The organism is Erwinia sp. JUb26 (genome assembly GCF_003751505.1).
GTDB lineage: Bacteria > Pseudomonadota > Gammaproteobacteria > Enterobacterales > Enterobacteriaceae > Erwinia.
In genome coordinates this window covers 291965-316448 of the sequence record NZ_RJVB01000007.1, presented here as the reverse complement: position 1 = coordinate 316448, position 24484 = coordinate 291965, and the positions used below count along the sequence as shown (strand labels likewise).

General features: G+C 58.0%; 23 protein-coding genes. 9 read left to right on the top strand and 14 right to left on the bottom strand.

All coding sequences use genetic code 11. The features are described 5' to 3' along the window. Positions 1-117 precede the first annotated feature (117 nt). Positions 118-417 carry a BrnT family toxin gene (locus tag EC836_RS18915; protein WP_199735238.1) on the top strand — a complete coding sequence of 100 codons (300 nt, stop codon included), beginning with the start codon at positions 118-120 and terminating at the stop codon, positions 415-417. Further along, on the top strand, positions 411-665 hold the full coding sequence (locus tag EC836_RS18910) for a BrnA antitoxin family protein (protein ID WP_123335963.1): 255 nt from the start codon (positions 411-413) through the stop codon (positions 663-665). Before EC836_RS18915 ends, EC836_RS18910 begins: the two co-directional genes overlap by 7 nt. 33 nt (positions 666-698) lie before the next feature. On the opposite strand, the gene ypfH is transcribed toward EC836_RS18910, so the two are convergent. The 6 genes from ypfH to dapA form a co-directional block, all read right to left on the bottom strand. After that, entirely contained in the window at positions 699-1376 is a 678-nt protein-coding gene (ypfH, locus tag EC836_RS18905) for an esterase (protein WP_123335961.1), read from the bottom strand. An 81-nt stretch (positions 1377-1457) separates the two neighbouring features. Beyond that, positions 1458-3449 carry a tRNA(Met) cytidine acetyltransferase TmcA gene (locus EC836_RS18900; protein WP_123335959.1) on the bottom strand — a complete coding sequence of 664 codons (1992 nt, stop codon included), beginning with the start codon at positions 3447-3449 and terminating at the stop codon, positions 1458-1460. A 6-nt stretch (positions 3450-3455) separates the two neighbouring features. Next, on the bottom strand, positions 3456-4313 hold the full coding sequence (locus tag EC836_RS18895) for a neutral zinc metallopeptidase (protein ID WP_123335957.1): 858 nt from the start codon (positions 4311-4313) through the stop codon (positions 3456-3458). A gap of 169 nt (positions 4314-4482) precedes the next feature. Then, positions 4483-5196 (bottom strand): phosphoribosylaminoimidazolesuccinocarboxamide synthase, encoded by a 714-nt coding sequence (gene purC / locus EC836_RS18890; RefSeq protein WP_123335955.1) that lies wholly within the window; start codon positions 5194-5196, stop codon positions 4483-4485. 188 nt (positions 5197-5384) lie between these two features. After that, a complete protein-coding gene (gene bamC / locus EC836_RS18885) occupies positions 5385-6413 on the bottom strand; it encodes an outer membrane protein assembly factor BamC (RefSeq protein ID WP_123335953.1) in 1029 nt (342 codons plus the stop codon). A 15-nt stretch (positions 6414-6428) separates the two neighbouring features. Continuing rightward, the gene (gene dapA, locus EC836_RS18880) at positions 6429-7307 is read right to left on the bottom strand and encodes a 4-hydroxy-tetrahydrodipicolinate synthase (protein WP_123335951.1); all 879 of its coding nucleotides are present in this window, start codon (positions 7305-7307) and stop codon (positions 6429-6431) included. A 143-nt stretch (positions 7308-7450) separates the two neighbouring features. Between dapA and EC836_RS18875 the strand changes: the two genes are divergently transcribed. Together EC836_RS18875 and bcp are read left to right on the top strand one after the other, a co-directional pair. After that, positions 7451-8002, top strand: a complete 552-nt coding sequence (locus EC836_RS18875; RefSeq protein WP_123335995.1) for a glycine cleavage system transcriptional repressor — start codon at positions 7451-7453, stop codon at positions 8000-8002. Positions 8003-8078: 76 nt separating this feature from the next. Further along, on the top strand, positions 8079-8546 hold the full coding sequence (gene bcp, locus EC836_RS18870) for a thioredoxin-dependent thiol peroxidase (protein WP_123335949.1): 468 nt from the start codon (positions 8079-8081) through the stop codon (positions 8544-8546). 59 nt (positions 8547-8605) lie between these two features. Here the strand turns inward: bcp and EC836_RS18865 are convergent, their stop codons facing one another. Together EC836_RS18865 and EC836_RS18860 are read right to left on the bottom strand one after the other, a co-directional pair. Continuing rightward, complete coding sequence (locus EC836_RS18865; protein WP_123335947.1) at positions 8606-9664, bottom strand: AI-2E family transporter; 1059 nt, start codon at positions 9662-9664, stop codon at positions 8606-8608. An 81-nt stretch (positions 9665-9745) separates the two neighbouring features. Continuing rightward, complete coding sequence (locus tag EC836_RS18860; RefSeq protein ID WP_123335945.1) at positions 9746-11353, bottom strand: sensor domain-containing diguanylate cyclase; 1608 nt, start codon at positions 11351-11353, stop codon at positions 9746-9748. Positions 11354-11695: 342 nt separating this feature from the next. Between EC836_RS18860 and EC836_RS18855 the strand changes: the two genes are divergently transcribed. Then, entirely contained in the window at positions 11696-13159 is a 1464-nt protein-coding gene (locus EC836_RS18855) for a M48 family metallopeptidase (protein ID WP_123335943.1), read from the top strand. Between the two features lie 35 nt (positions 13160-13194). Further along, a complete protein-coding gene (gene arsC / locus EC836_RS18850; RefSeq protein WP_123335941.1) occupies positions 13195-13548 on the top strand; it encodes an arsenate reductase (glutaredoxin) in 354 nt (117 codons plus the stop codon). A 103-nt stretch (positions 13549-13651) separates the two neighbouring features. Here the strand turns inward: arsC and hda are convergent, their stop codons facing one another. Next, positions 13652-14359 (bottom strand): DnaA inactivator Hda, encoded by a 708-nt coding sequence (hda, locus tag EC836_RS18845; protein ID WP_123335939.1) that lies wholly within the window; start codon positions 14357-14359, stop codon positions 13652-13654. A 186-nt stretch (positions 14360-14545) separates the two neighbouring features. Between hda and EC836_RS18840 the strand changes: the two genes are divergently transcribed. Next, positions 14546-15613: an HAD family hydrolase gene (locus EC836_RS18840; protein ID WP_233599366.1), complete on the top strand. Its 1068-nt coding sequence runs from the start codon at positions 14546-14548 to the stop codon at positions 15611-15613. An 81-nt stretch (positions 15614-15694) separates the two neighbouring features. On the opposite strand, the gene uraA is transcribed toward EC836_RS18840, so the two are convergent. Next, on the bottom strand, positions 15695-16984 hold the full coding sequence (gene uraA / locus EC836_RS18835; protein WP_123335937.1) for a uracil permease: 1290 nt from the start codon (positions 16982-16984) through the stop codon (positions 15695-15697). 238 nt (positions 16985-17222) lie between these two features. Further along, positions 17223-17849 carry a uracil phosphoribosyltransferase gene (upp, locus tag EC836_RS18830; RefSeq protein ID WP_105593251.1) on the bottom strand — a complete coding sequence of 209 codons (627 nt, stop codon included), beginning with the start codon at positions 17847-17849 and terminating at the stop codon, positions 17223-17225. Between the two features lie 248 nt (positions 17850-18097). On the opposite strand from upp, the gene purM reads away from it, so the two are divergent. Together purM and purN are read left to right on the top strand one after the other, a co-directional pair. Further along, complete coding sequence (gene purM, locus EC836_RS18825; RefSeq protein WP_123335935.1) at positions 18098-19138, top strand: phosphoribosylformylglycinamidine cyclo-ligase; 1041 nt, start codon at positions 18098-18100, stop codon at positions 19136-19138. After that, positions 19135-19773 carry a phosphoribosylglycinamide formyltransferase gene (purN, locus tag EC836_RS18820; protein WP_123335933.1) on the top strand — a complete coding sequence of 213 codons (639 nt, stop codon included), beginning with the start codon at positions 19135-19137 and terminating at the stop codon, positions 19771-19773. Before purM ends, purN begins: the two co-directional genes overlap by 4 nt. 34 nt (positions 19774-19807) lie before the next feature. On the opposite strand, the gene pstB is transcribed toward purN, so the two are convergent. The 3 genes from pstB to EC836_RS18805 are packed head-to-tail and all read right to left on the bottom strand — an operon-like array spanning position 19808 to position 24459. After that, positions 19808-20584 carry a phosphate ABC transporter ATP-binding protein PstB gene (gene pstB, locus EC836_RS18815; RefSeq protein WP_123335931.1) on the bottom strand — a complete coding sequence of 259 codons (777 nt, stop codon included), beginning with the start codon at positions 20582-20584 and terminating at the stop codon, positions 19808-19810. 12 nt (positions 20585-20596) lie between these two features. Next, on the bottom strand, positions 20597-22243 hold the full coding sequence (gene pstA / locus EC836_RS18810) for a phosphate ABC transporter permease PstA (protein ID WP_123335991.1): 1647 nt from the start codon (positions 22241-22243) through the stop codon (positions 20597-20599). Then, positions 22243-24459: an ABC transporter permease subunit gene (locus EC836_RS18805; protein WP_123335929.1), complete on the bottom strand. Its 2217-nt coding sequence runs from the start codon at positions 24457-24459 to the stop codon at positions 22243-22245. The genes pstA and EC836_RS18805 overlap by 1 nt, the downstream gene beginning before the upstream one ends. Between the last annotated feature and the right edge of the window lie 25 nt (positions 24460-24484).

Sequence of the window (24484 nt, the reverse complement as noted above, 5' to 3'; positions counted from 1 at the left end):
GTAGCTCAGGGTTTTCCCTTAGGGATGTTCCAAATTCACCCTGCTTCAGGTAGTGGTAGCTAACCACTACCGACTGCAATACTCAAGATACAAGGAATGTTGTTACATGGAGCAAGGATGTCCATTTTACACATGCACAATGGGTACCCCTATGAGTGGGATATCGAAAAAGCCAGGCAGAATTTGCACAAACATAACGTCAGTTTTGAAATGGCCTGCGAAGTCTTTGACGACCGCGATATCCTTTCGGTCAGGGATTACACGGAGAACTACGAAGAAGAAAGATGGCAGCATCCTGGAAGAGTCAGAGGCTGTACGCTGCTGTTGGTTGTCAGCACCGACCGTGATAATCGCATTCGAATCATCTCCGCCCGCAAAGCCGTGTCAAAAGAGATTAAGAGGTACGAGCAATGGTAACCAAGCAGCATCAAATTGATCGATTACTGCAGGCCAAGGATGAAGATATTAACTGCCAGGATGCTCCCGTTCTCTCGGATAATGAGTGGGCTACAGCGGAACGCGGTAGATTTTACCGTCCTCGTAAAGTGCAGAAAACAGTACGCATTGATGCCGATGTGATTCACTGGCTTGAAAGTCAGGGTCCCGGCTACCAGACCCGTATTAATAAAATTCTTCGTGAAGCCATGATAAGCGAAACTAAATAAATCCAGCCAGGCCATCAGGCCTGACTGAAAGCATCACATCAGCGCAATCACATCATCATCACCCGGTCGGCCGCCGCCGAGCGCTTCATCAAAGTAGCGGCGCGGTACGGTAAACTGCAGGCGCTCAATCGCCAGCTGCATGGCCCGGTCGTCAACCGCGTGTGGCAGATCGTCAATGATATCCAGCGTCACGTCACCGCCAATAGCCGTTAATCGCTCCTGCGCATCAACCGCATGCGTCAGCGGAACAGTCACGTCGTTATCACCGTGGATCAGGTGGATAGTGGTCCGCGTACTCGCCTTCTGCGGTAAAGCCGCATAGCGACCGCTGAACGCCACCACTCGTCCGGCCAGATCCGGGTGCCGGGCAACGGCCTCCAGGATCATTGTGCTGCCCTGGGCGAAACCGATCAGCGCGGTGGCTTCTGGCCGCACGCCGTTCTGCTGCTGCTGTTGACGCACGGCGTCAATAAAACCGGGCAGGGCTTCGCCAACGCGCGCAGACTCATCTTCACCGCCTGACGCATCGAACCACTGGTGGTCCGGCTCGGGCGCGCCAATACTGACCACCTGCGCCCGTGGAAAAGCTTTCGCAAACTCGCCACCGATCTGTGCCATCGCCACCGGTTTATCCCCGGCTGCGTGAAACAGTAAAAACAGCTGAGTGGCAGGAAGCGACGGGCTATGTACTACAACGTGGTCATATTTCATGGTGCTCTCCTTATTCGGTAGAGCGATCATACGCCTCTTACCGGTGGAGAAAACGGCAGATTTTTGACAGAGATGTTGGATTTATTGCAACAAGTTCACCCGCTGCTGCCAGCTTCCCGCCCGCCCGGCATCAATCATTGCCAGCGCCCGCTGAACTTCAGAACGCCATGCTAATAGAAGTGCCTTACGCCCGGCGAGGCGATGCTGGCGGCATATTTCCGCGGAGGATTGCCGCTGTAGCAGCGCGGCACAGAGCAGCGGTACGCTTTTCGGCACTCGCTGTGCCAGCCGCCCCAGCGCGGCAAGGCTGGCCTCAAACGGCCGATGGGCCCAGGCGAATCCCGCCAGCTCGCGCCAGTCGTCCTCATCCAGCTGACCAGCGCCCTGCTGGCAGTTGAGCGGCAGGGTCTGATCTTCCACCAGATGGCTTAACCAGTAGCCCTCGCGCTCAAGCCTGAGGGCGGCACGCGCCACCAGTGCCTGACCCGCTTCGCTCAGCGGCAGGATCGCCATCGCCGCATAGCAGCCGCTGCTGGCTTCGCGCTGGGTGCCAACGCGTACCAGTTGGAAGCCGCAGCGCTGCCAGAATTGCCACAGCTCGGCGGTGAAACCAAAGCTTACCGACAGGAAATCCAGCCTCTTGCCCTGCTCGCGGCAGAGAGCGATCAGCCGCTGGCCGCAGCCCTGCCCACGCCGCTGAGCGCTGACGGCAATCCGGCTAATGCGCCGCGACCGCAGCTGTGCCGCTTCGGGAAGCCCGGCATGCGCTGCCAGCGACTGCGCTACCAGATTGCCGCGCGGGCGGCGATATCCCGCCCACACCGCCCAGGCCAGTTCGACAGAAAGCCCGCCCTCATCAACGGCCCACAGCGCGCCCTGCACGGTTTCGCCCTGAAGGGCAGCGGTAAAATGCATGCCCGGCGCATCCATCATCCGGCGCAGATCCAACGGCGAGGTGCGATAGTGGGCGCTGGTCAGCAGCTGATAGACGGCGGCCATACGCTCGGGCTGACGCGTCCAGTCGTCCTGTTCCAGCGTCTGATACACGATATCCCCCTGCATCACCGGTGGCTCCGCATCGTCAAACAGCAGCGCTTCGGCGATCAACTCCTCAAGTGGATCGTTTTCCGCCCAGCGCAGCGGCGCATCCAGCTGATAGTGCTTCACCTGCGGCAGCGAGGCGCAGAATTTAAGCAGGAAACCGCGCCCGGTCCCTTCATAGCCCTGTACGGTGGTGGTGAGCAGCACGCGGGGAAACAGGGCGACCAGCTGCCGCAGCAGCGGTGCGGGAATGGCGGCGGCTTCATCAATCAGCAGCCAGTCGGCCTGATGCTGCCCGGCTTCGTCCAGCAGGCGGTCCGGGGCAATAAAGGCGTAATTGTCACCGGCGAAATCGGCCAGCACCGCCGTTGAAACTTTGGCGGGGGCGGTGACCAGGCAGCGCCCCCGCCAGCGGGCAGCCAGCATTCCCGCCAGCGCGGACTTCCCGCGCCCGCGCGGTGCCGTCAGTACGGAAATGCCCGGCGCGCTGTGCAGTAAGTCATCGAGGATCCGCAACTGCTGCTGACCGTCGGTGCGCCAGGCGGTGCTATCGGCCAGCGGCAGAAGGCTAAACGGCTGATGCTGATGCCAGACCGCAACGCGGTCATCGGCCAACAGAAGATGCTGCAGGCGTCGCACAAAGCGCGTGCTGGTGAGGGGAGCGTCACTCTCGCTCCAGCGCTGTGCGTCGGCGTCCGCCTGAAGCGGCCAGCGTTGCCACTCCGGCAGCAGCAGCAGCAGCCAGCTGCCCGCTTTCAGGGTGCCTGCCAGCGCGGCCAGCGCTTCGGCGTGAAATCCCGCGCGCGCATCAAATACCGCGTGCTGAAATTCCCGCCCCAGCAGCGTGCGCATCGCACCAGGCAGGCAGTGCAATTCGCTACGCGGCGTTTCGCCCACCCACAGCCAGTCGCCGGGGAGTTGGTTTATCCAGCGAGTGGCCTGCTGTTCCGCCCATAGCGCGTCGCCGCTGAGCACCAGCAAGCGTCGCCAGCCCTGCCGCAGCAGCTGTGCGGTGGCTTCCGTTGCCGTCACCCGCGATCAGCCCGCAAAGGTGTTGCACTGGCCGGGATCGCCACTGTCGAAGCCCTTTTTAAACCAGCTGTAGCGCTGCTTCGACGTCCCGTGGGTGAAGCTGTCCGGCACCACGCGGCCCTGGCTTTGCTGCTGCAGGCGATCGTCACCAATGGCCTCGGCGGCGTTCAGTGCAGACTCCAGATCGCCGGTTTCCAGTACGTTTTCCTGCTGCATATAGTGGCCCCAGACGCCCGCGAAGCAGTCGGCCTGCAGTTCCATTTTTACCGACAGCTGATTGACGGTGGTCTGACTGGCGCCCTGCTGCATCTGACGCACTTTGCTGTCGATACCCAGCAGATGCTGCACGTGGTGGCCGACCTCATGGGCGATGACGTAGCCCTGAGCAAATTCGCCACCGGCGTGGAGTTTAGTTTTCATCTCATCGTAGAAAGAGAGGTCGATATAGACTTTGCTGTCGGCGGGGCAGTAAAACGGCCCCATCGCCGATTGCCCGCGTCCGCAGGAGGTCGACGTCTGTCCACGGTACATCACCAGCGTCGGCGGGCGCCAGGTTTCGCCCATCTGCTTAAACAGCTGCTGCCAGGTGTCTTCGGTCAGCGCAAAAATAGTGCGGCTGAACTTTGCGGCTTCATCATCGTTAGCGCCCACCCGCTGCTGGCTGGTTGACTGCGTTAATGAACTGCCGTCACCGGTTATCAGCGGCGTCAGGTCATAGCCAAAGAAGCCCGCACCCACGACAACCACCAGCAGGATAATGCCCGCCTTACCGCGCGGCAGCCGAATGCCACCGCCGCCTGCCGAACCGGACTGGTTGCGGCGATCTTCCACATTGTCGCTCTCGCGACGTCCCTGCCAGCGCATAGGCGGCCTCTTGTCTGTAAAAGGTAATCACATTGAATATGTCGATTTTAGTCGGGCGGCAGGCGGAAAACCAGAAAAGTGACGTTCAGACAGGGAGAATGCAAAAGGCCAGGTAAACCTGGCCTTAAAGGTAGCACACGGTTTCAGGGGCGATGCCCCCCGACGCGGATCAGTCCAGCTTCACGCCAAGACGGGTCGCCACTTCTTCATACGCTTCGATCAGGCCACCAAGGCTCTGACGGTAGCGGTCTTTGTCCATCTTGTTCAGGGTCTCTTTATCCCACAGGCGCGCGCCGTCCGGGGAGAACTCATCACCCAGCACCACTTCGCCTTTGTACAGACCGAACTCCAGCTTGAAGTCCACGAGGATCAGGCCCGCATCCGCAAAAAGCTTGCTCAGCACGTCGTTGGCTTTGTAAGTCAGATCGCGCATCTTCGCCAGATTTTCTTTGCTGACCCAGCCGAAAGTTTCGCAGTAGGATTCGTTGATCATCGGATCGTGTTTGGCATCGTTCTTCAGGAACAGGTCAAACAATGGCGGATCGAGGATCAGGCCCTCTTCAACGCCCAGACGCTTCACCAGTGAACCGGCAGCACGGTTACGCACCACGCATTCAACCGGCACCATATCCAGTTTTTTCACCAGCGCTTCGTTATCCGAGAGCAGGGCTTCCATCTGGGTTGGGATTCCGGCTTCCTGCAGCTTGGTCATAATGAAATAATTGAACTTGTTGTTAATCATTCCTTTACGATCAAACTGTTCGATACGCTCACCGTCCAGCGCTGACGTATCATTACGGAATTCGAGTACCAACAGATCCGGGTTTTCGGTGCTGTAAACGGTTTTCGCTTTGCCGCGATACAACTCAGCTTTCTTTTGCATCTTGTTTAACTCCAACGTGTATCCCCTGAAAATCTGCGGGGTAGAGAACGATTACTGTCCGGGCCGCCTGCGGCAGCCCGCTAAAAATTTTTTGCCGGGCGAATTATATGTTCTGCGCGTAAAAAACCGAAGCAATCGTTTACGCAGCGGCAAATAAAAAGGCCGGGAGCGATTCCCGGCCTTCGGATTTACTTAAACGCCGCCTGGAACACGGCGACCAGCGCATCGTTTTGTGACTGCGTGAGCGGATGTCCTTTCGGATCGAGGAACTGCAGGCTACTACGGTTATCCAGGTCACCGATCTGGAGTTTGTAGTTACCGTTGGTCAGCTCCGGATCTTTCGCGCCCAGCGCATCCCAGGTACTGCTGCCCGGTGCCTTGTAGGTGACGTTCAGGCTACCCTGCGAGCGGTTGCTGTCGGTCACTTCCATGCCTACACGCTTCAGCGTGGCCGGCAGGCGCTGCCATACGGCGTTGAACGGCGCACGTACGATCAGGTTTGGCAGGCCGGTATCATCGGCACCGCTCTGCACATCGATCTGCGTCACGCTGCGGTTTGCCGCAGCATCTTCACGAGTGGTTTCGATTTTATCCAGTTTGGTGCTGATGTCGTTCAGCATCTGCGCGGTGTAGCGCTGAAGCTGGATCGGCGCAGTAACGGTTTTGCCTTCCTGCTCAAGCTCCAGCAGCTTAACGTTCAGCACCTGCTGATAGCCCTGCTGCTGCACGCTCAGCTGGTAACGACCGCGGTACTGATTGTCTTCATCAGCACGGTTCCACTGCACCCAATCGGTGGTCAACGTCTGAGCGGCGTCCTGACGGTCGACAATCGGATAGTTGTAGGACTGCACGGCACTGACAATCTGTGGCCAGATTGAACCGGTGCGTGAATCCAGCAGCAGCGTCCCGGTGTTACCGGCAAACTGGGTACGGGTACCGTTCATCAACGCCAGAGTCTGCGCCGGTGGACGAATATCAAGTTGCTTACCCACCTGCCCTTTATCGCTGACGTTCGGGATATCAAATTCACCGTTTTGCAGCGGCAGGATCATGCCAGCAGGTGCGTGCAGATCGCTAAGATCGGCTGCCTGCAGGTAGGATTCGTCACCGCTAACCTGACGCTTGTAACGCTGATCGTTAGAACATGCTGCCAGCAGCATCACTAACGACAGTCCCACCACTTTCGCGACCGTGGACTTTTGTACTGAGTAAGCCATCAATTCTCCCTAGATTTACAGCAGGCCGGCGTTTTTAAGAGCCTGCTCTACAACCGGACGACCGGCATCGGTCAGCGGCGTCATTGGCAGACGCAGCGTATCGGTTGCTATTAATCCTAACTTTTTCGCGGCCCATTTCACCGGAATAGGATTGGGTTCAACAAACAGCTTCTGATGCAGCTGCATCAGGCGCTGGTTAAGGCGGCGCGCTTCAGCAAAGTTACCCTGCTGTGCCAGAGCACAAAGCTCTGCCATTTCGCGCGCGGCGATATTCGCCGTTACGGAGATGATACCGTGTCCACCCAGATGCATGAAGTCCAGTGCCGTCGCGTCATCGCCGCTAACCAGCACGAAATCTTCATCAACCAGCTCTTGGATCTGACTTACCCGCGATAAGTTCCCGGTCGCCTCTTTGATTCCGATAATATTTTTAATTTTCGCCAGGCGGCCAACGGTTTCCGGCAGCAGATCGCTACCCGTGCGCGACGGCACGTTGTACAGCATCTGCGGCAAATCGGTGCTTTCCGCGATGGTTTTGAAGTGCTGATACAGCCCTTCCTGCGTAGGACGGTTGTAATACGGCGTCACGGTCAGGCAGCCGACAACGCCGGATTTTTCGAAACGTTTAGTCAGAGAGACGCCTTCAGAAGTGGCGTTCGCGCCGGTTCCGGCGATGATGGGAATGCGGCCATCGGCCAGCTCCAGCGTCATCAGTACCACGTCGCCATGCTCATCATGGCTCAGGGTGGCGGACTCACCGGTGGTTCCTACAGAAACAATTGCCGATGTACCGCTGGCAACATGATAATCAATCAGTTTTTTCAGACTCGCACGGCAGACATTACCTTTGTCATCCATTGGCGTAACGAGTGCTACAAGACTTCCCGTAAACATTGGCGATCCCCTCGACAAACAAGTGCTTCATGGTACGTTTGACCGAGCATTAAAAGCAAGCGGACAAGGCGGCTCAGGCCCTTGTCAGCAGTTTTTTTTATGTTTACCTTATGGTTATTAGCATTTAGACAGGAAGCATGATTTTGCCGCAGTCACCCGAGCACCACCTTGTTATCACCGCACTTGGCGTTGACCGCCCCGGAATCGTCAATACCATTACCCGCCACGTCAGCAGCTGCGGGTGCAACATTGAGGACAGTCGGCTGGCGATGCTCGGCGAAGAGTTCACCTTTATTATGTTGCTCTCCGGTAGCTGGAATGCGATTACGCTGATTGAGTCCACGCTGCCGCTGAAGGGCGCAGAGCTGGAACTGCTGATTGTGATGAAACGCACCGGCGCCGGCGCACGGTCGCCGATGCCGGCCACGGTGTGGGTTCAGGTTGAAGTGGTGGATTCGCCGCATATTATTGAGCGCTTCACCGATCTGTTTGATTCGCATCAGATGAATATTGCGGAGCTGGCCTCAAGAACGCAGCCGGCCCAGGATAATCAGCCACCGTTGCTCTATATTCAGATGACGGCACACAGTCCTGCCAGTCAGGATGCTTCATTTATCGAGCAGGCGTTTAACCGCCTATGTACAGAACTTCATGCTCAGGGCACTATTAAGGCGGTTTCGCACCACGATGCCTGAATGGTCCGTCCACCACCGTGGAAAGAACCTGTTTTAATTAGCCCACAGCATAAATGATAAAAAACGGAGTGTAGTGATGAATCCACTGAAAGCCGGTGATATTGCACCGAAATTTAGCCTGCCCGATCAGGATGGCGAGCAAGTTAATTTGGCCGACTTCCAGGGGCAGCGCGTTCTGGTTTATTTCTACCCGAAAGCGATGACGCCGGGCTGTACCGTACAGGCGTGCGGGCTGCGTGACAGCATGGATGAGCTGAAGAAAGCCGGCGTTGAAGTGTTGGGTATCAGCACGGATAAACCCGAGAAGCTCTCCCGCTTTGTTGAAAAAGAGATGCTTAATTTCACCCTGCTGTCCGACGAAGACCATGCGGTTTGCGAGCAGTTTGGTATCTGGGGCGAAAAAACCTTTATGGGGAAAACCTATGACGGGATCCATCGCACCAGCTTCCTGATTGGCGCTGACGGCAAGGTTGAGACGGTCTTTGACGACTTCAAAACCAGCAACCACCACGACATCGTGATGGATTATCTGAAAACCGCCTGATTCAACGCGGCTGACGATAGCGGATTATAAGGGCGGGCCGATAGCGGCCCGCCCTGTCATTACTCTTTGTACAGTTCGTCCGGCCAGGCATGCACCACCGCTTTAATCAGCGTCGCCAGCGGAATGGCGAAGAACACGCCCCAGAAACCCCACAGCCCGCCAAAAATCACCACCGACAGAATGATCACCAGCGGATGCAGATTGACCGCTTCTGAGAACAGCACCGGTACCAGAATATTGCCATCCAGCCCCTGAATAATCAGGTAGATAATCATCATGGTCCAGAAGTCACCGGTCAGCCCCCACTGCCCCAGGCCCACGCCAATCACCGGGATGGTCACCACCATCGCGCCGATATACGGGATCAGCACCGAAACGCCGACCAGCACCGCCAGCAGCAGCGCGTAGTTCATGCCAATCGCCAGAAAGCCTATCCAGCTGGCAATACCGACCACCACCATTTCCAGCACTTTACCGCGAATATAGTTGGAAACCTGCTGGTTCATCTCCAGCCAGACCTGCCCCGCCAGCCCGCGGTTGCGCGGCAGCACCCGACGAATGGCATTCAGCATCTGCTCTTTGTCTTTGAGCAGGAAGAAAACCATCAGCGGCACCAGCACCAGATAGATCGCCAGCGTCATCAGCCCCACCAGCGAGGCCAGAGAATATTTCACCACCTGATCGCCCAGCCCGCTCAGCCGGCTGCGCAGGTTTTCCACCACGATATCGATGATGCCGACATCCATCAGCGTCGGGAACCGCTCCGGCAGACGAGTGGCAAACTGATAGAGGCGGGTCAGCATGCTGGGCAGTTCGTGGGTCAGATTGATCCCCTGCTGCCAGGCAACCGGCACCACCACCAGCAGCAAAATCAACAGCAGCGCGGCAAAGACGATCAGCACCAGCGTGGTCGCCCAGCTGCGGGAACATCCCAGCCGTTCGAGCCGGACCGTGGGCCACTCCAGCAGATAGGCCAGCACAATCGCCACCAGCAGCGGGGCCAGCAGGCCGTTAAAGAAAAACAGGATGCAGAACGTTGCCAGCAGGATCGCCAGCAGGGCAATGGCCTGCGGGTCAGTAAAACGACGACGATACCACTGCAGTAAAAGTTCCAGCATAAGGAGTCCTTGCCTTGGAAAGATGAGGTGAGTGTAACTGAAACTCACCGCCCTCGCTGCTCGGCGGGGCGGGAGTCAAAATCAATACGAAGCTGAATGAACAACTTCCGGCTGCACGGCCGTTTTTTGCAGAGTCATCACCCGGTTACGACCGGCGTTTTTGGCCTGATACAGGGCTTCATCGGCCTGCTTAAAGGTGTTTTCCATGGTTTTCATCTCCGGCGTCCAGAAGGCGACGCCAATCGAGATGGTAATACTGCCCACCCGGTCCAGAACCTGAATTTCAATGCGCCTGCGTACCCGTTCAGCAATCGCCAGTGCGGTTTCGCTGTCGGTGGCGGGCAGGATCATCAGAAACTCTTCGCCCCCGTTGCGGCAGATCACATCGGTCTGCCGCGCACCGAATTCCAGCTGACGGGCAACGTTTTCAATCACATCGTCGCCGACGTCGTGGCCGAAGGTATCGTTAACCCGTTTAAAGTAGTCGATATCCAGCGCCAGCACGGCGAAAGACTGCTGCGTGGCGAGAAAATATTCCAGTACGGCGTTCAGACCGCGCCGGTTGAGCAGCCCGGTCAGCGGATCGGTCTGTACCTCGCTCTTCAACCGTCCGATCTTGTCCTGCATCAGCCCGATACCGGCCAGCATCGCCCGTTTGATCTGCGAGGCTTCATAATACCAGGAGCGAATGCCGCTAATTTCCCGGGATGCATCGTTCGTGTCCATCTGACTGGCCTTACGCGCCAGCTGCCAGAGCGGCAGGGCAATACGCTGGGCCAGCACCAGCGCGAGGATCAGCGTCAGCAGCGCAAACGGCACGGAGTGTTTCAGCACCTGTAGCAGCAGGCTGTTCAGCGGAGCCAGCGTCGCGTCTTTCGGTTTCATCGCCACAATCATCCAGCCTGAAGCCGGGACAATCGCATAGCCCGCCAGCATTGCCTGACCGCCATCACCGTTCAGCTGCAGGGAACCGTTGCTGTCTTTGTTTCGCTGTTCATCGTCAATAATCGGCGCGATGGTTTTACCAATCAGATTATGATCCTGGTGATAAAGCACCTGATTGCCCGCATCCACCACGTAAAGCGAAGAGCCATCGCGGTAAAACTGCTCGCCCAGCAGGGCGTTAAGAATGCTTTTCTTTTTCAGATAAATCGATCCGCCAACGTAGCCAAGATAGCCGCCGGTTTTCGACCACACCGGCCAGGAGATAAACACCAGCAGGTTATTGGCGGCGGAGATCGTCGGATCGCTGATCATCGGCTTGCGCTGGGTCAGCGCCTGTTTGGCGGCAGAAGAGGTCAGCCTCATGCCTTTCAGCATCAGCGACTCCGGGGAAATAGCCTTCACCCAGCCGTTGGCATCGACGATCACCACTGAGTTAAAGCTGCTGGTTTGCTCACGCAGGCGATCGACTTCCTTTTGCAGCAGCGTGTCATTATCCAGTCCCCCTTCCAGCATTTTGGCGCTGTAGGAGAGCTGTGACTGAGCCAGCTGGAAGAACACTTCCGAGGTTGCCGCCAGCTTGGTGGCATAGACCCGGTTCGATTCCAGCGTATTACCGATCAGCACATCACGCTGCACGCGCCAGCTGGCGTACAGCGAATTTGCCAGCGTGATAACAATACTTGCCACGGCCAGCAGCGTGATCAGCGTGCGCAAATCCGCCTTAGGGCGCAATTGCCTTAACATGGATTCACCATGGTGAATAATTTCATTTTTTTAGCGCCTTTTAGTTTTTATGCGCGTTTCTTTAAAAGTGCGAGATATGCCCTGGTAAAGCACGCTACGATTGTACACCTCCCAGTTGTTTTGGGAATATTCTAACGCCCGCGCCCTGAATTAATTATTAGCAACGTTGCTTACCAGTCCACTACCCGCCATTCAGCGCTAAGCGCAACACTTCCCTCGGTTTACCATTTCATTCGCCCCGGTCACTGGTTAAGATGTCGATGGGTGCGGAGTTTTCACCCTTTGCAGAACATTTCGGCATCCTGCCGGTCAAAAACTGGACGTCCTTGTTAGGGTTTACCTATGTTCAACCAATTGAAGAAAAGCCTGCTTGCTTCGCTGGTTATCTCCCTGTTGGCCGGTGGCGCTGCGCCAGTCTGGGCCGATACCACTGACAATTTGCCGGATATTGGTACGACTGCCGGGGGTACGCTGTCGGTTAATCAGGAGCTGGCAATGGGGGACTTTTATGTTCGCCAGCTGCGTGCCAGTGCGCCAATCATCAACGATCCGTTAATGAATCAATACATCAATCAGCTCGGTCAGCGGCTGGTTGCTCATGCCTGGTCGGTGAAAACACCGTTCCATTTTTTCCTGATCCGCAACGACGAAATTAACGCCTTTGCGTTCTTTGGCGGCAACGTCGTGCTGCATTCCGCCCTGTTCCGCTACAGCGATAACGAAAGTCAGCTGGCCTCGGTGATGGCGCATGAAATCTCGCACGTCACCCAGCGCCATCTGGCGCGCGCCATGGAAGAGCAGCAGCGTAACGCACCGCTGACGTGGGTCGGCGCGCTGGGTTCCATTCTGCTGGCGATGGCCAGTCCGCAGGCGGGTATGGCCGCGCTGAGCGGGACACTCGCGGGTACCCAGCAGGGAATTATCAGCTTTACGCAGCAAAACGAGCAGGAAGCCGATCGCATCGGTATCCAGGTGCTGCAACGCGCCGGGTTCGATCCGGAAGCGATGCCTTCGTTCCTGCAAAAGCTGGCCGACGAGTCACGTTTTTCCTCCAAGCCGCCGGAAATCCTGTTAACTCACCCGCTCCCCGACAGCCGACTGTCCGACGCCCGCAACCGCGCCAATCAGATGAAGCCGGTGGTGGTGCAGTCGTCACAGGACTTTTATATGGCCAAGGTCAGGGCGCTGGGGATGTTTTCTACCGGGCAGAATCAACTGACCGAAGATTTGCTGGATTCGCTCTCTAAAGGGAACAGCCGCGAGCAGGCGGCCGCGCAGTACGGTAAAGCGGTGCAGATGCTGGAAGCGAAAAACTATGCCGGGGCGAAAAACATTATTGCCCCGCTGCTGGCAAAGCAGCCGGATAACGTCTGGTATCTGGATATTATTACCGATATCGACATCGGCCTTAACCAGCCGCAGCAGGCGATCAATCGTCTGGTGGCGATTAAAGCCAGCGGCAGCAATCCGGTGCTGCAGCTCAATCTGGCCAATGCTTACGTGGAAGCGAAGCAGCCCGCCAACGCCAGCAAGGTGCTGTATCGCTATACCTGGGCCAATAAAGAGGATCCGAACGGCTGGGATTTACTGGCCCAGGCGTCGGCGGCTCAGGGGCTGTCGGATGAAGAACAGGCAGCCAGGGCCGAAGGGCTGGCGCTTGCCGGGCAGCTCGATCAGGCGATTCGCAGCCTGAGCAGTGCCAGTTCCCAGGTGCCGCTCGGCAGCCTGAAGCAGGCGCGCTACGATGCGCGTATCGATCAGCTTCGGCAGCTGCAGGAACGCTTCCGTCAGTATCAAAAAAGATAAAGCAGGCCCACCATAAAGAGGCCGGAGGAGATGCAATGACTGATGTACAGATTTACCACAACCCGCGCTGTACCAAGAGCCGCGAAACGCTGGCGCTGCTGGAAGATCGCGGCATTCAGCCGCAGGTGATCCGCTATCTGGACACGCCGCCGGATGCCGCAATGCTGAGAGCGCTGCTTAAACAGCTGGGTTTCAGCAGCGCACGCCAGCTGATGCGCCATAAAGAAGAGGAATATAAATCCGCAGGGCTGGATAATCCGGCGCTGAGCGAAGATGAGCTGCTGGCGGCGATGATCGCTCATCCGAAGCTGATTGAGCGCCCGATTGTGGTGGCTAACGGCCAGGCCAGAATTGGCAGGCCGCCTGAGCAGGTGCTGGAGATCCTGTAATCGCCCGCCTGATTACGTGCATTCAGGTGCCGGAAATCCTTCAATCGCCCGGCTTATTACATGCATTAATGAGGCCTGCGAGAAAATCTTGCGCCCCAAAAGGTCAGAGATCCAGCGCTTCCTTAACGAACGGAATGGTCAGCTTGCGCTGCGCGCTGATCGAAGCGCGATCGAGCTGATCGAGCGTCAGAAACAGGGTGCGCATCTCACGATCCAGCCGCTTCAGCAGGAAGCGGCCCACGTCTTCCGGCAGTTCAAAACCGCGCAGGCGCGCGCGCAGCTGAAGCGCCTGGAGCTTATCTTCATCGGACAGCGGCTGAAGTTTGTAGATCTGCCCCCAGTCGAGGCGCGAAGCCAGGTCGGGCAGTTTGAGGTTGAGCTGACGAGGGGGGCGATCGCCGGTGATCAGCAGGCGGGTTTTACCGGTTTCGAGAATGCGGTTGTAGAGGTCGAAGATCGCCATTTCCCACGGCTCATCTCCGGCAATGCATTCGATATTATCAATGCAGATCAGCGCCAGCTGCTCCATGCCATCGAGTACCTCAGGGACAAACCAGGTGCGTTTATCCAGGGGAACATAGCCCACGGCTTCTCCGGCCGCTGACAGCTCAGCGCAGGCCGCATGCAGCAGATGACTTCGCCCTCCACCCTCACGGGACCAGAAGTAGAAGTAACTGCCGTGTTCCTGGTGCAAAGCACTCTGTAGCGCGGCCAGCAGGGACGGATTCTCACCAGGCCAGAAGCTGGCAAAGGTCTCGTCATCGGGCAAATAAAGTGGCAGTGAAAGCTGTGCCGGCGTGTTCAGAATCACCTCAGGGTTTACGCTTGCAGAAATCACGAAAAGTTTAACACAACTTATCGGCGATCATGAAACGTAAAGCCAATGGACGGATCGGCGCATTTTGGCTGGATCGACGGTTGTCGTCCCCAGCGAGAAAAATATACTGAAGGTTGGTTTTATCCGTTATCGATCCCGATAATAAACAAGGAGCGTTTTATGTTTATGATCCCCCCGCTGCGCCGCAGCATCATGCTGTCCGGCATCGTTTGTTCCCTGATCAGCGCCGCTCAGGCCACCGATCTTACACACTGGCCAGCCCCCCAGGCGAAGCAGTTAACCCAGCTGATTGAACGGCATGCCAACCAGCATGCGTTCGCCGTTTTTGATCTCGACAACACCACCTGGCAGCACGATCTGGAAGAGTCACTGATTCCGTGGATGGAAAATCACGGTTATCTGACGCGTGAGCATCTGGATCCTTCCCTCAAACTAATCCCGTTTGAGGACCAGCCCGGCGCGCCCGAGAGCCTTTACAGCTACTATCACCGGCTGTGTACCATGGACGATCTGGTCTGCTACCCGTGGGCAGCGCAGGTTTTTTCAGGCTTCACCGTCGGCCAGCTGAAAGGCTATGTCGATGAAATGATGAAAGAACAAAAGCCGGTGCGGGTGGTTAAAACGCAGAACCAGCAGCAGATTTCGGCCGTAGTCTATCCGCCTAAAGTGTTGCCCGGCATGCAGGAACTGTTCAGCAAACTGCAGGAAAACGGCATTCGGGTGTATATCGTCAGCGCCGCGCAGGAGGAACTGGCGCGCGCTATCGTCAGCGATCCGCAATACGGCTATAACGTTAAGCCGGAAAACGTGCTTGGGGTAAATCTGCTGTTGCGCGATCCCAAAACGGGCCAGCTGACGACATCGCGCAGGCAGATCCGCGAAGGGAACTATCGGCCCAAGGCCAACAACAACCTGGTGCTGACCCCTTACGTCGTGGCGCCTACGACCTGGTTTGAGGGAAAAGCGGCAACCGTTCTAGCGTATATCGATCAGTGGCGTAAACCGATTCTGGCCGGTGGCGATACCCTGTATTCCGATACCTATATGCTACTGAACAGCGTTGATGTGGAGAAATCAGGGATGCGCCTGTGGATTAACCGCAGCGAGAAAACGCATAACGCCCTGCAGGCGCTGTTGAAGAAAGCCGTTGTCGACCAGAAAGCGGCGGGCGTAACGCCGAATGCCGAGATGAACTGGGTTGTCGTGCAGCAGAGCGAGCTGCAGTAAATTACTAAAAGAAAAGCACCCCCTTAACGGCCCGGATCGCCGGGTGTCGTTAAGGGGGCAGCAGAAATTCAGACGGCAGCGTTACTTCACGTCGCTGCGTTCATCCACCACGTCGATAATCTCTTCGTCCTTGCGCATCAGGCTGATAACTTTGAAGATCAGGCTCAGGCCGACGCCCACAATCGTTGCCAGCGCCATGCCTTTCAGCTCGGCGGCACCGATGTGCACTTTCGCGCCGCTGACGCCAATAATCAGGATCACCGAGGTCAGGATCAGGTTCTGCGCTTTGTTGTAATCCACTTTCGATTCAATCAGTACGCGAATACCTGACGCGCCAATCACCCCGTACAGCAGCAGCGATACGCCGCCCATCACCGGCACCGGCACGGCCTGAATCGCCGCCGCCAGTTTACCGACGCAGGAGAGCAGAATCGCCAGAATCGCCGCACCGCCGATCACCCAGGTACTGTAGACGCGGGTAATGGCCATCACCCCGATATTCTCGCCGTAGGTGGTGTTAGGCGTTGAACCGAACAAGCCGGAGAAGACGGTGGAGATACCGTTAGCAAACATTGAACGGTGCAGGCCGGGATCTTTCAGCAGGTCTTTCTTCACGATATTGGCCGTGACCACCAGATGCCCGACGTGCTCGGCAATCACCACCAGCGCAGCGGGCAGGATAGTGAAGATGGCGTACCACTCGAAGCGCGGGGTGTAGAACGTCGGCAGCGCAAACCAGTGCGCCTCGCGTACTGGCGTCCAGTCAACGATGCCCATAAAGAAGGATAAGGCATAACCGGCCAGTACCCCGACCAGAATCGGAATAATGGCCAGGAAACCGCGGAACAGCACGGAACCAAACACCGTCACGCCCAGCGTCACCATCGAGATGATGATGGTTTTGCTGTCGGGAGAGGTGCCGTCGGCAGGCAGCAGGCCGGCCATATTCGCGGCCACGCCCGCCAGTTCCAGACCGATTACCGCAACGATGGCCCCCATCGCCGCCGGAGGAAACATCACGTCCAGCCAGCCGGTACCGGCTTTTTTAACAATCAGCGCCACCAGGCAGAACAGCACACCGCACATGATAAAGCCGCCCAGCGCCACTTCGTATCCCAGCGGCAGCAGCAGCAGTACCGGGGAGATAAAGGCAAAGCTTGAGCCGAGGTAGGCCGGAATTTTACCCTTACAGATAAACAGGTACAGCAGCGTACCGATACCGTTAAACAGCAACACCGTGGCCGGGTTGATGTGGAACAGAATCGGCACCAGCACCGTGGCACCGAACATCGCGAACAGGTGCTGGAAGCTGAGTGGAATGGTTTGCAGCAGCGGTGGCCGCTCGTGTACGCCTATTGCGCGACGCGTCATGTTTCACTACCCCTTGATATGTTTGCCATAAAAAAGCCGACTCTGCGGTCGGCTTGATACTAAAAAAATATCTCACAGTAGAATTACATCCACCATAAGGGACTGACAGGCCAGGCGTTATCGTCGCAGGCAGTTTGGACACGGCCAGCGCGCAATAACCGGAGCGTACACTAAGTACGTGAGGATTATGAGCACTGCCCGGGTTCAAAATGGCAAGTAAGATAGCCTGGAACATACTTTACTTAGTACCGAAGATCTTATCGCCGGCGTCGCCGAGGCCAGGGATAATGTACCCCTTGTCGTTCAGCCCCTGATCCACCGATGCGGTGTACAGCTCAACATCCGGGTGCGCTTTCTCCAGCGCGGCAATGCCTTCCGGTGCCGCCACCAGAACCAGCACCTTAATGCTGGTGCAGCCCGCTTTTTTCAGCAGATCGATAGTGGCAATCATAGAGCCACCGGTGGCGAGCATCGGGTCAACGACCAGCGCCATACGCTCTTCAATATTGGAAACCAGCTTCTGGAAATACGGTACCGGCTCCAGCGTCTCTTCGTCACGGTAGACGCCGACCACGCTGATACGTGCGCTCGGTACGTGCTCCAGCACGCCTTCCATCATGCCCAGACCGGCACGCAGGATTGGCACAACGGTAATCTTCTTACCTTTGATCTGTTCGATCTGCACCGGGCCGTTCCAGCCCTCGATGGTCACCGTCTCGGTTTCCAGGTCGGCAGTCGCTTCATAGGTCAGCAGGCTTCCCACTTCTGACGCGAGTTCACGAAAACGCTTGGTGCTTACGTCGTTCTCACGCATCAGACCCAGTTTATGTTTGACCAGCGGGTGTTTGACTTCCACGATCTTCATTGTTGTACTCCCGGAGTGTTAAGCAGCAAAAAAAAATCGCGAGATTATAGCGCCATTTATCCGCAGCGCCATATGACTTCGTGCAATAGTTTAGTTAATCGCGGCAATCCTTGTCAGGATTCGCTAAAATTCACCTATCCGCAATGTGCGTTAAGATGGCACTCGCAAACGTTTGCCTGCACTGGTAGAATTACGGCGCTTTATTTTTACCACCACACCACCAACCGCAAACGCGTGGGGATTTCGCAGTGACCGACAAAACCTCTCTCAGCTATAAAGACGCCGGCGTAGATATCGATGCTGGTAATGCTTTAGTCGACCGTATTAAAGGCGTAGTGAAAAAGACCCGCCGCCCTGAAGTCATGGGTGGACTGGGCGGTTTCGGTGCCCTTTGTGCGCTGCCGCAAAAATACCGTGAACCCATTCTGGTTTCCGGCACTGACGGCGTTGGCACCAAGCTGCGTCTGGCGATGGACCTGAAGCGCCATGACACGATCGGTATCGATCTGGTCGCGATGTGCGTTAACGATCTGGTGGTACAGGGCGCAGAGCCGCTGTTTTTCCTCGACTACTATGCAACCGGCAAACTGGATGTGGATACCGCAGCCAGCGTGATCACCGGCATCGCAGAAGGCTGTTCACAGTCTGGCTGTGCGCTGGTCGGCGGCGAGACCGCTGAAATGCCAGGCATGTACCACGGTGAAGATTACGACGTGGCGGGCTTCTGCGTCGGCGTGGTCGAGAAATCCGAAATCATCGACGGCAGCAAAGTGACCGACGGTGACGTGCTGATCGCGCTGGGCTCCAGCGGCCCGCACTCAAACGGCTACTCGCTGGTGCGTAAAATTCTGGAAGTCAGCAACACCGACCCGGAAACCACCCAGCTGGAAGGCAAATCCCTTTCCGACCACCTGCTGGCGCCAACCCGCATCTACGTGAAAAACATCCTCAGTCTGATTGAGCAGGTTGACGTGCACGCCATCGCCCACCTGACCGGCGGCGGCTTCTGGGAAAACATCCCGCGCGTTCTGCCGGACAACACCCAGGCGGTGCTGGAAGAGTCAAGCTGGGAATGGCCAGCGGTATTCGGCTGGATGCAGCAGGCCGGTAACGTCAGCCGTCACGAAATGTACCGCACCTTTAACTGTGGCGTGGGCATGGTGATCGCATTGAGCGCGGCTGAAGCGGATAAAGCCGTACAGCTGATGAACGATGCGGGTGAAAAAGCCTGGAAAATTGGTACCATCAAAGCTTCTGATTCTGAAGAGCGTGTGGTCATCAATTCATGAAACGTATAGTCGTGCTGGTTTCCGGGAATGGAAGCAACCTACAGGCAATTCTGGATGCCTGTCAGCAGGGGCGGATTAACGGCAGCGTAGCTGCCGTATTCAGCAACAAAGCCGATGCCTTTGGCCTGGAGCGCGCGCGTGAAGCGGGCGTACCGGCTCATGCGCTGGCGGCTTCGCAGTTTGCCGATCGTGAAGCGTTCGATCGTCAACTGATGCTGGAAATCGATGCTTATGCCCCCGATCTGGTGGTACTGGCCGGCTATATGCGTATTCTCAGCCCGGCGTTCGTGCAGCGTTACGCCGGACGCATGCTGAATATTCACCCTTCCCTGCTGCCGAAATACCCGGGGCTGCACACGCACCGCCAGGCAATTGAGAATGGCGATGACGAGCACGGCACCTCCGTTCATTTTGTGACGGAAGAGCTGGACGGCGGCCCGGTTATTTTACAGGCGAAGGTGCCGGTATTCAGTGAAGACACCGAGGCGGATGTGACCGCGCGCGTTCAGCATCAGGAACACGCGATCTATCCGCTGGTGGTCAGCTGGTTCGTTGAGGGCCGCCTGGCGATGCGCGACGACAGCGCCTGGCTGGATGGTCAGCCGCTGCCTGCCGAAGGGCATGCTTTCGAATAAGTGATACAGGGCGGGCTATTTTCCGCCCTTCTTTTTAGCCAAACCGACCGGTAATGTAGTCTTCGGTCTTGCGCTGCCGTGGCGCAGTAAACAGATCGTCGGTCAGCCCAAACTCCACCACGCTCCCCTGATGCATAAACGCGGTATAGTCGGAAACGCGTGCGGCCTGCTGCATGTTGTGCGTTACCAGCACCAGCGTGAAGTGCTGTTTCAGCGTGCTCATCAGCTCTTCAATCACCAGCGTTGAAATCGGATCCAGCGCGGATGTTGGCTCATCCAGCAGCAGGATCTCCGGCTCAATGGCGATGGCACGCGCGATCACCAAACGCTGCTGCTGCCCGCTGGAGAGCGTCAGTGCGTTCTGCCACAGGTTATCTTTCACTTCACTCCACAATGCTGCCGCACGCAGCGCACGCTCTACCGTTTCATCCAGCACCCGTCGATCGCGGATCCCCTGCAGGCGCAGGCCGTAAACCACATTGTCATAGATGGTCTTGGGGAACGGATTAGGCCGCTGGAACACCATCCCCACCCGGCGACGCAGTACGGACAGATCGCGATCGGGGCCGAGAATAGACTGCTGCTGCAGGCGGATGTCGCCTTCCACGCGGCAGTTATCAATCAGATCGTTCATGCGGTTAAAGCAGCGCAGCAGCGTCGACTTACCGCAGCCGGAGGGGCCGATCAGCGCGGTGATACGATTTTTCGGTATCCGCAGACTGATATTATTCAGGGCCGGTTTCGCCCCGTACCACAAACTCAGATTATCCAGCTCAAGCGCGGTGTCCGCATCTTCAAATATGACAGCCATAACCATCCCGTATTAGTGCATCAGCGCACGGTAGCGCTCGCGCAGACGATGGCGAAGTATCATCGCCACCAGGTTTAATCCCAGGATCAGCAGTACCAGTAACAGCGCCGTGGCAAACACCAGCGGGCGATCGGCCTCGGCGTTCGGGCTCTGGAATGCCAGATCGTAAATCTGAAAACCAAGGTGCATAAATTTACGGTCGAGGTGCAGATAGGGGAACAGTGAATCAATCGGCAACTCGGGCACCATTTTGACCACCCCGACCAGCATCAGCGGCGCGGTTTCCCCGGCGGCGCGCGCCACGGCCAGGATCAGTCCCGTCAGCATCGCCGGCACCGCCAGGGGCAGAGTCACATGCCACAGCGTTTCCGCCTGCGTGGCACCCAGCGCCAGCGAACCCTGCCGCAGCGCGGGCGGAATACGCGACAACCCTTCTTCGGTGGCAACGATCACCACCGGCAGCGTCAGCAGCGCCAGGGTCAGAGACGCCCACAGCAGACCTGGCGTACCGAAGGTCGGATTTGGCAGCGTGCTGGCGAAGAATAACCGGTCGATGCTGCCGCCCATCAGCCAGACAAAGAAGCCCAGGCCAAACACGCCGTAAACGATTGACGGCACACCTGCCAGATTCACCACCGCGATGCGCACCAGCCGGGTCAGCATATTGCGTCCGGCGTACTCGTGCAGCCAGATAGCCGCAATCACCCCCAGCGGCATCACCACCACCGACATCAGCAGCACCATCAGTATGGTGCCGAAGATGGCCGGGAATACCCCGCCGTCGCGCTGGCCGTCACCGCTGCTGTCGCTGACAAAATGCCAGATTTGCTGACCGAAGTGCTGCCATTTCTGCCAGAAGCTGAGGGTATTTGGCTGCCAGGCGGAAACGATCTGCGCCAGCGGTATGCGATGCGTGGTACCGCCGGCATCGCGCAGCAGCAATACGGTGCTGTTGCTTTCGGCATGCAGCGCTGAGAGGCGCGATGCGTAGCGGGCAAACTGCCGCTGCAGCTCTGCACGGTCGGCCTCGTAGACCGACTGCGCCTGCGCATTAAAACTCTGACGGGCTATCTGTTTACTACGCTGCTTTTCCAGCGCAGCAATCTGGGTATTGAGCCGCGCCATGGACACCCGGCGCAGCTTTCCCGCTTCGGCGATATGCTGGCGTGCCTGCACCAAACGCTGTTGCAGGGTCTGGTTCAGATCGCGCGCCATCAGCATCTGGCCGCCTTCCTGCAGGCCTTCAAACCAGCCATAGGCATTGCCGCCGCTGAGTCGCTGCAGCACAATTACCGGGCCTGGCGTAGAGCGGTTGACGATTTCCGCAGACAGAATGGTACGGAAATCCGGCGCGGCAAAGTCGCGGTTGCCGGTTTTAATCAGGTAGCGGGTCACGGTTTCCGGCAGGTTCGGCGGCAGCGGCTGACCGCTGGCTTCCAGCTGCTGGCGGGAGACCTGCTGCTGCCCGGCGACTTCTCCCAGCAGCTGCTGTTCCCCCGACGGCGTGCTGATAGTAAACAGCGCTACCGGCTGCGGCCAGAAATAGCGCAGCCCCTGCCAGGCCAGCAGGGCTATCAGCAGCATAAACACCAGCAGGCTGACGGCGACGGCACCGCCGGTCAGCCAGCGCCAGCGATGGTTGTTGCGTTCCGCGTTCATCATCCCTGCACCTCCTGCTGGCTGTAGCGCTGGCGCAGCCGCTGACGGACCATTTCCGCAATGGTATTCACCACCAGCGTGAATACCAGCAGCACCAGCGCCGAGAGGAACAGAATTCGGTAGTGCGCGCTGCCTGCCGCCGCTTCGGGCATCTCAACGGCCACATTCGCCGCCAGCGAGCGCAGCCCCTGCAGCAGGCCGCCATCGGTGACCGGCGTGTTGCCGGTGGCCATCAGTACAATCATCGTTTCGCCCAAAGCCCGGCCAAAGCCAATCATCAGCGCGGCAAAAATACCCGATGATGCACCGGGCAGCACCACGCGGGTCAGGGTCTGCCACTGTGTGGCCCCCAGCGCCAGCGAGCCCTGCCCCTGCGAGGCGGGAACGCTGAAGATTGCATCTTCCGCCAGCGTGAAGATCAGCGGCACCAGCGCAAAGCCCATCGCCACCCCGGCTACCAGCAGATTGCGCTGCTGATAGCCCGAACTGAGACGATCGGCCCAGACCTGCCCCCAGATGGCCTGCTCGACCAGCGGCACAAACCACAGGCAGAAGCAGGCGGTCAACAGCAGCAGCGGCAGCAGAACCACCACCTCGCGCCCTTCGGTCAGCCAGCGTCTGCGCCAGCGCGGCGGCAGTTTCTGCCGCCCCCAGCTGCACAGCAGCAGCACCGCCGCCAGCATCAGCGGCAGCAGCATTACGCCCGACAGCTTGTCGCCAAGCCTTGGGGCCAGCCACAGTCCGGCAATCAGCCCAATCACCACGCTGGGCAGCGCGCCCATCATTTCAATGGCCGGTTTCACCCAGCGCCGCAGCCGGGGGGACATAAACCACGCGGTATACATCGCCGCCGCCAGCGCCAGCGGAGTGGCAAACAGCATCGCCAGCGCCGCCGCTTTCAGCGTGCCCACCACCATTGGCACCAGGCTGTACTTCCCCTGGTAATAGTCATTAGCCGAGGTCGACTGCCAGACGTAATCCGGCTCTGGATAGTTTTCATACCAGACCTTTTGCCACAGGCTGCGCCAGCTGATATCCGGCCACGGATTCTGCAGGCGGAAGTGCTGCCAGTGGCCGTCACGCTCCACCAGCAGTCCGTCACCTTCCGGTGAGAACTGCGCGCGCTGAATGCCAGCCGACAGCTGTCGGGTCAGGATCGCGCCCTGCTGTTTACTGGCGTACAGTTTCAGCTCGCCCTGCGGGCTGAGCGTGGCGAAGACGCGGCGATGAGCCTCACTGAACAGCAGGGGCTGCCAGCGGGCGCCGTCGAAGGCGCGGATAGGGCGGAGGTGAGGCCCATCGGCGCTGGCAATATCAAACCACTGCGAGACTCCCTGCTCGTCCGCGACCAGCAGAGAGCTGCCGCCGCTGAGCAGCGCAAGCGTTTTGGCTGGTCTCGGCAGCGTCACCGCATCACGCAGCCTGGGCGCGCCCTCTCCCAGCTTCCAGACACGCAGCTGGGAGCCGGAAAGGGTAAACAGCAGCTCGCCATCGGGTGAGAGCAGCAGCTGATTCACATTGCTGAGCGCTAAACGGGTGTTTTGGGCAGGCTGCTGTGGCTGCAGCTGCCACAGCGAAACGCCGTCAGCCCCTGCCAGCGCGACAACCCAGCGGGTTTCTGCGCTCTGCGCCACGCTGATTTGCCCAGCCCGGGCATCGCCGGAGGCAATGGGCACGTCTCCCAGTGGAAACGTCCACTGCGGCTTCTGCGGTGTGCTGAAATCAGGGCGCACCAGCAGCATACTGCCGCTGTTATCGAGCAGTAGCGTTGTCAGATTATCGGCGCTGGAGGCAGCGCGAACCGGCCCCGCCAGCAGCGTCTGGGGCTGAAGTTGCAGCGGCGGTTCAGACGGTGACTGAGGGTGCTGATCCAACTTTGGCTGCGGCTGAGTCGCATTCTGCGCTTCCAGAGCAATAAACTGGCCGCGGCCTTCTTGATCAATGCGCCAGCCCCAGCGCTGCACCTTATCCGTTCCCAGTGCTACCGACTGTCCGGGCTGCTCAAGCCTAATCTCACCGGCATTCTGGAAACCCGGTGCGGAAAATAACGGTATTACCACCCAGATAAGCCAGAAAAACAGCAATAGCATCACCAGAAGGATTGCGACCCCGCACGCGGTCACCACGCGCCGGGTCAGACGATCGGCAAATCGTCGGCTGCGGGCGTTATCGTGTACGGGAATCGGGTTGTCGATCATACCTGGTCTGTTTTCCATTTTGCTGTAAAGCCGCTATGTTGCC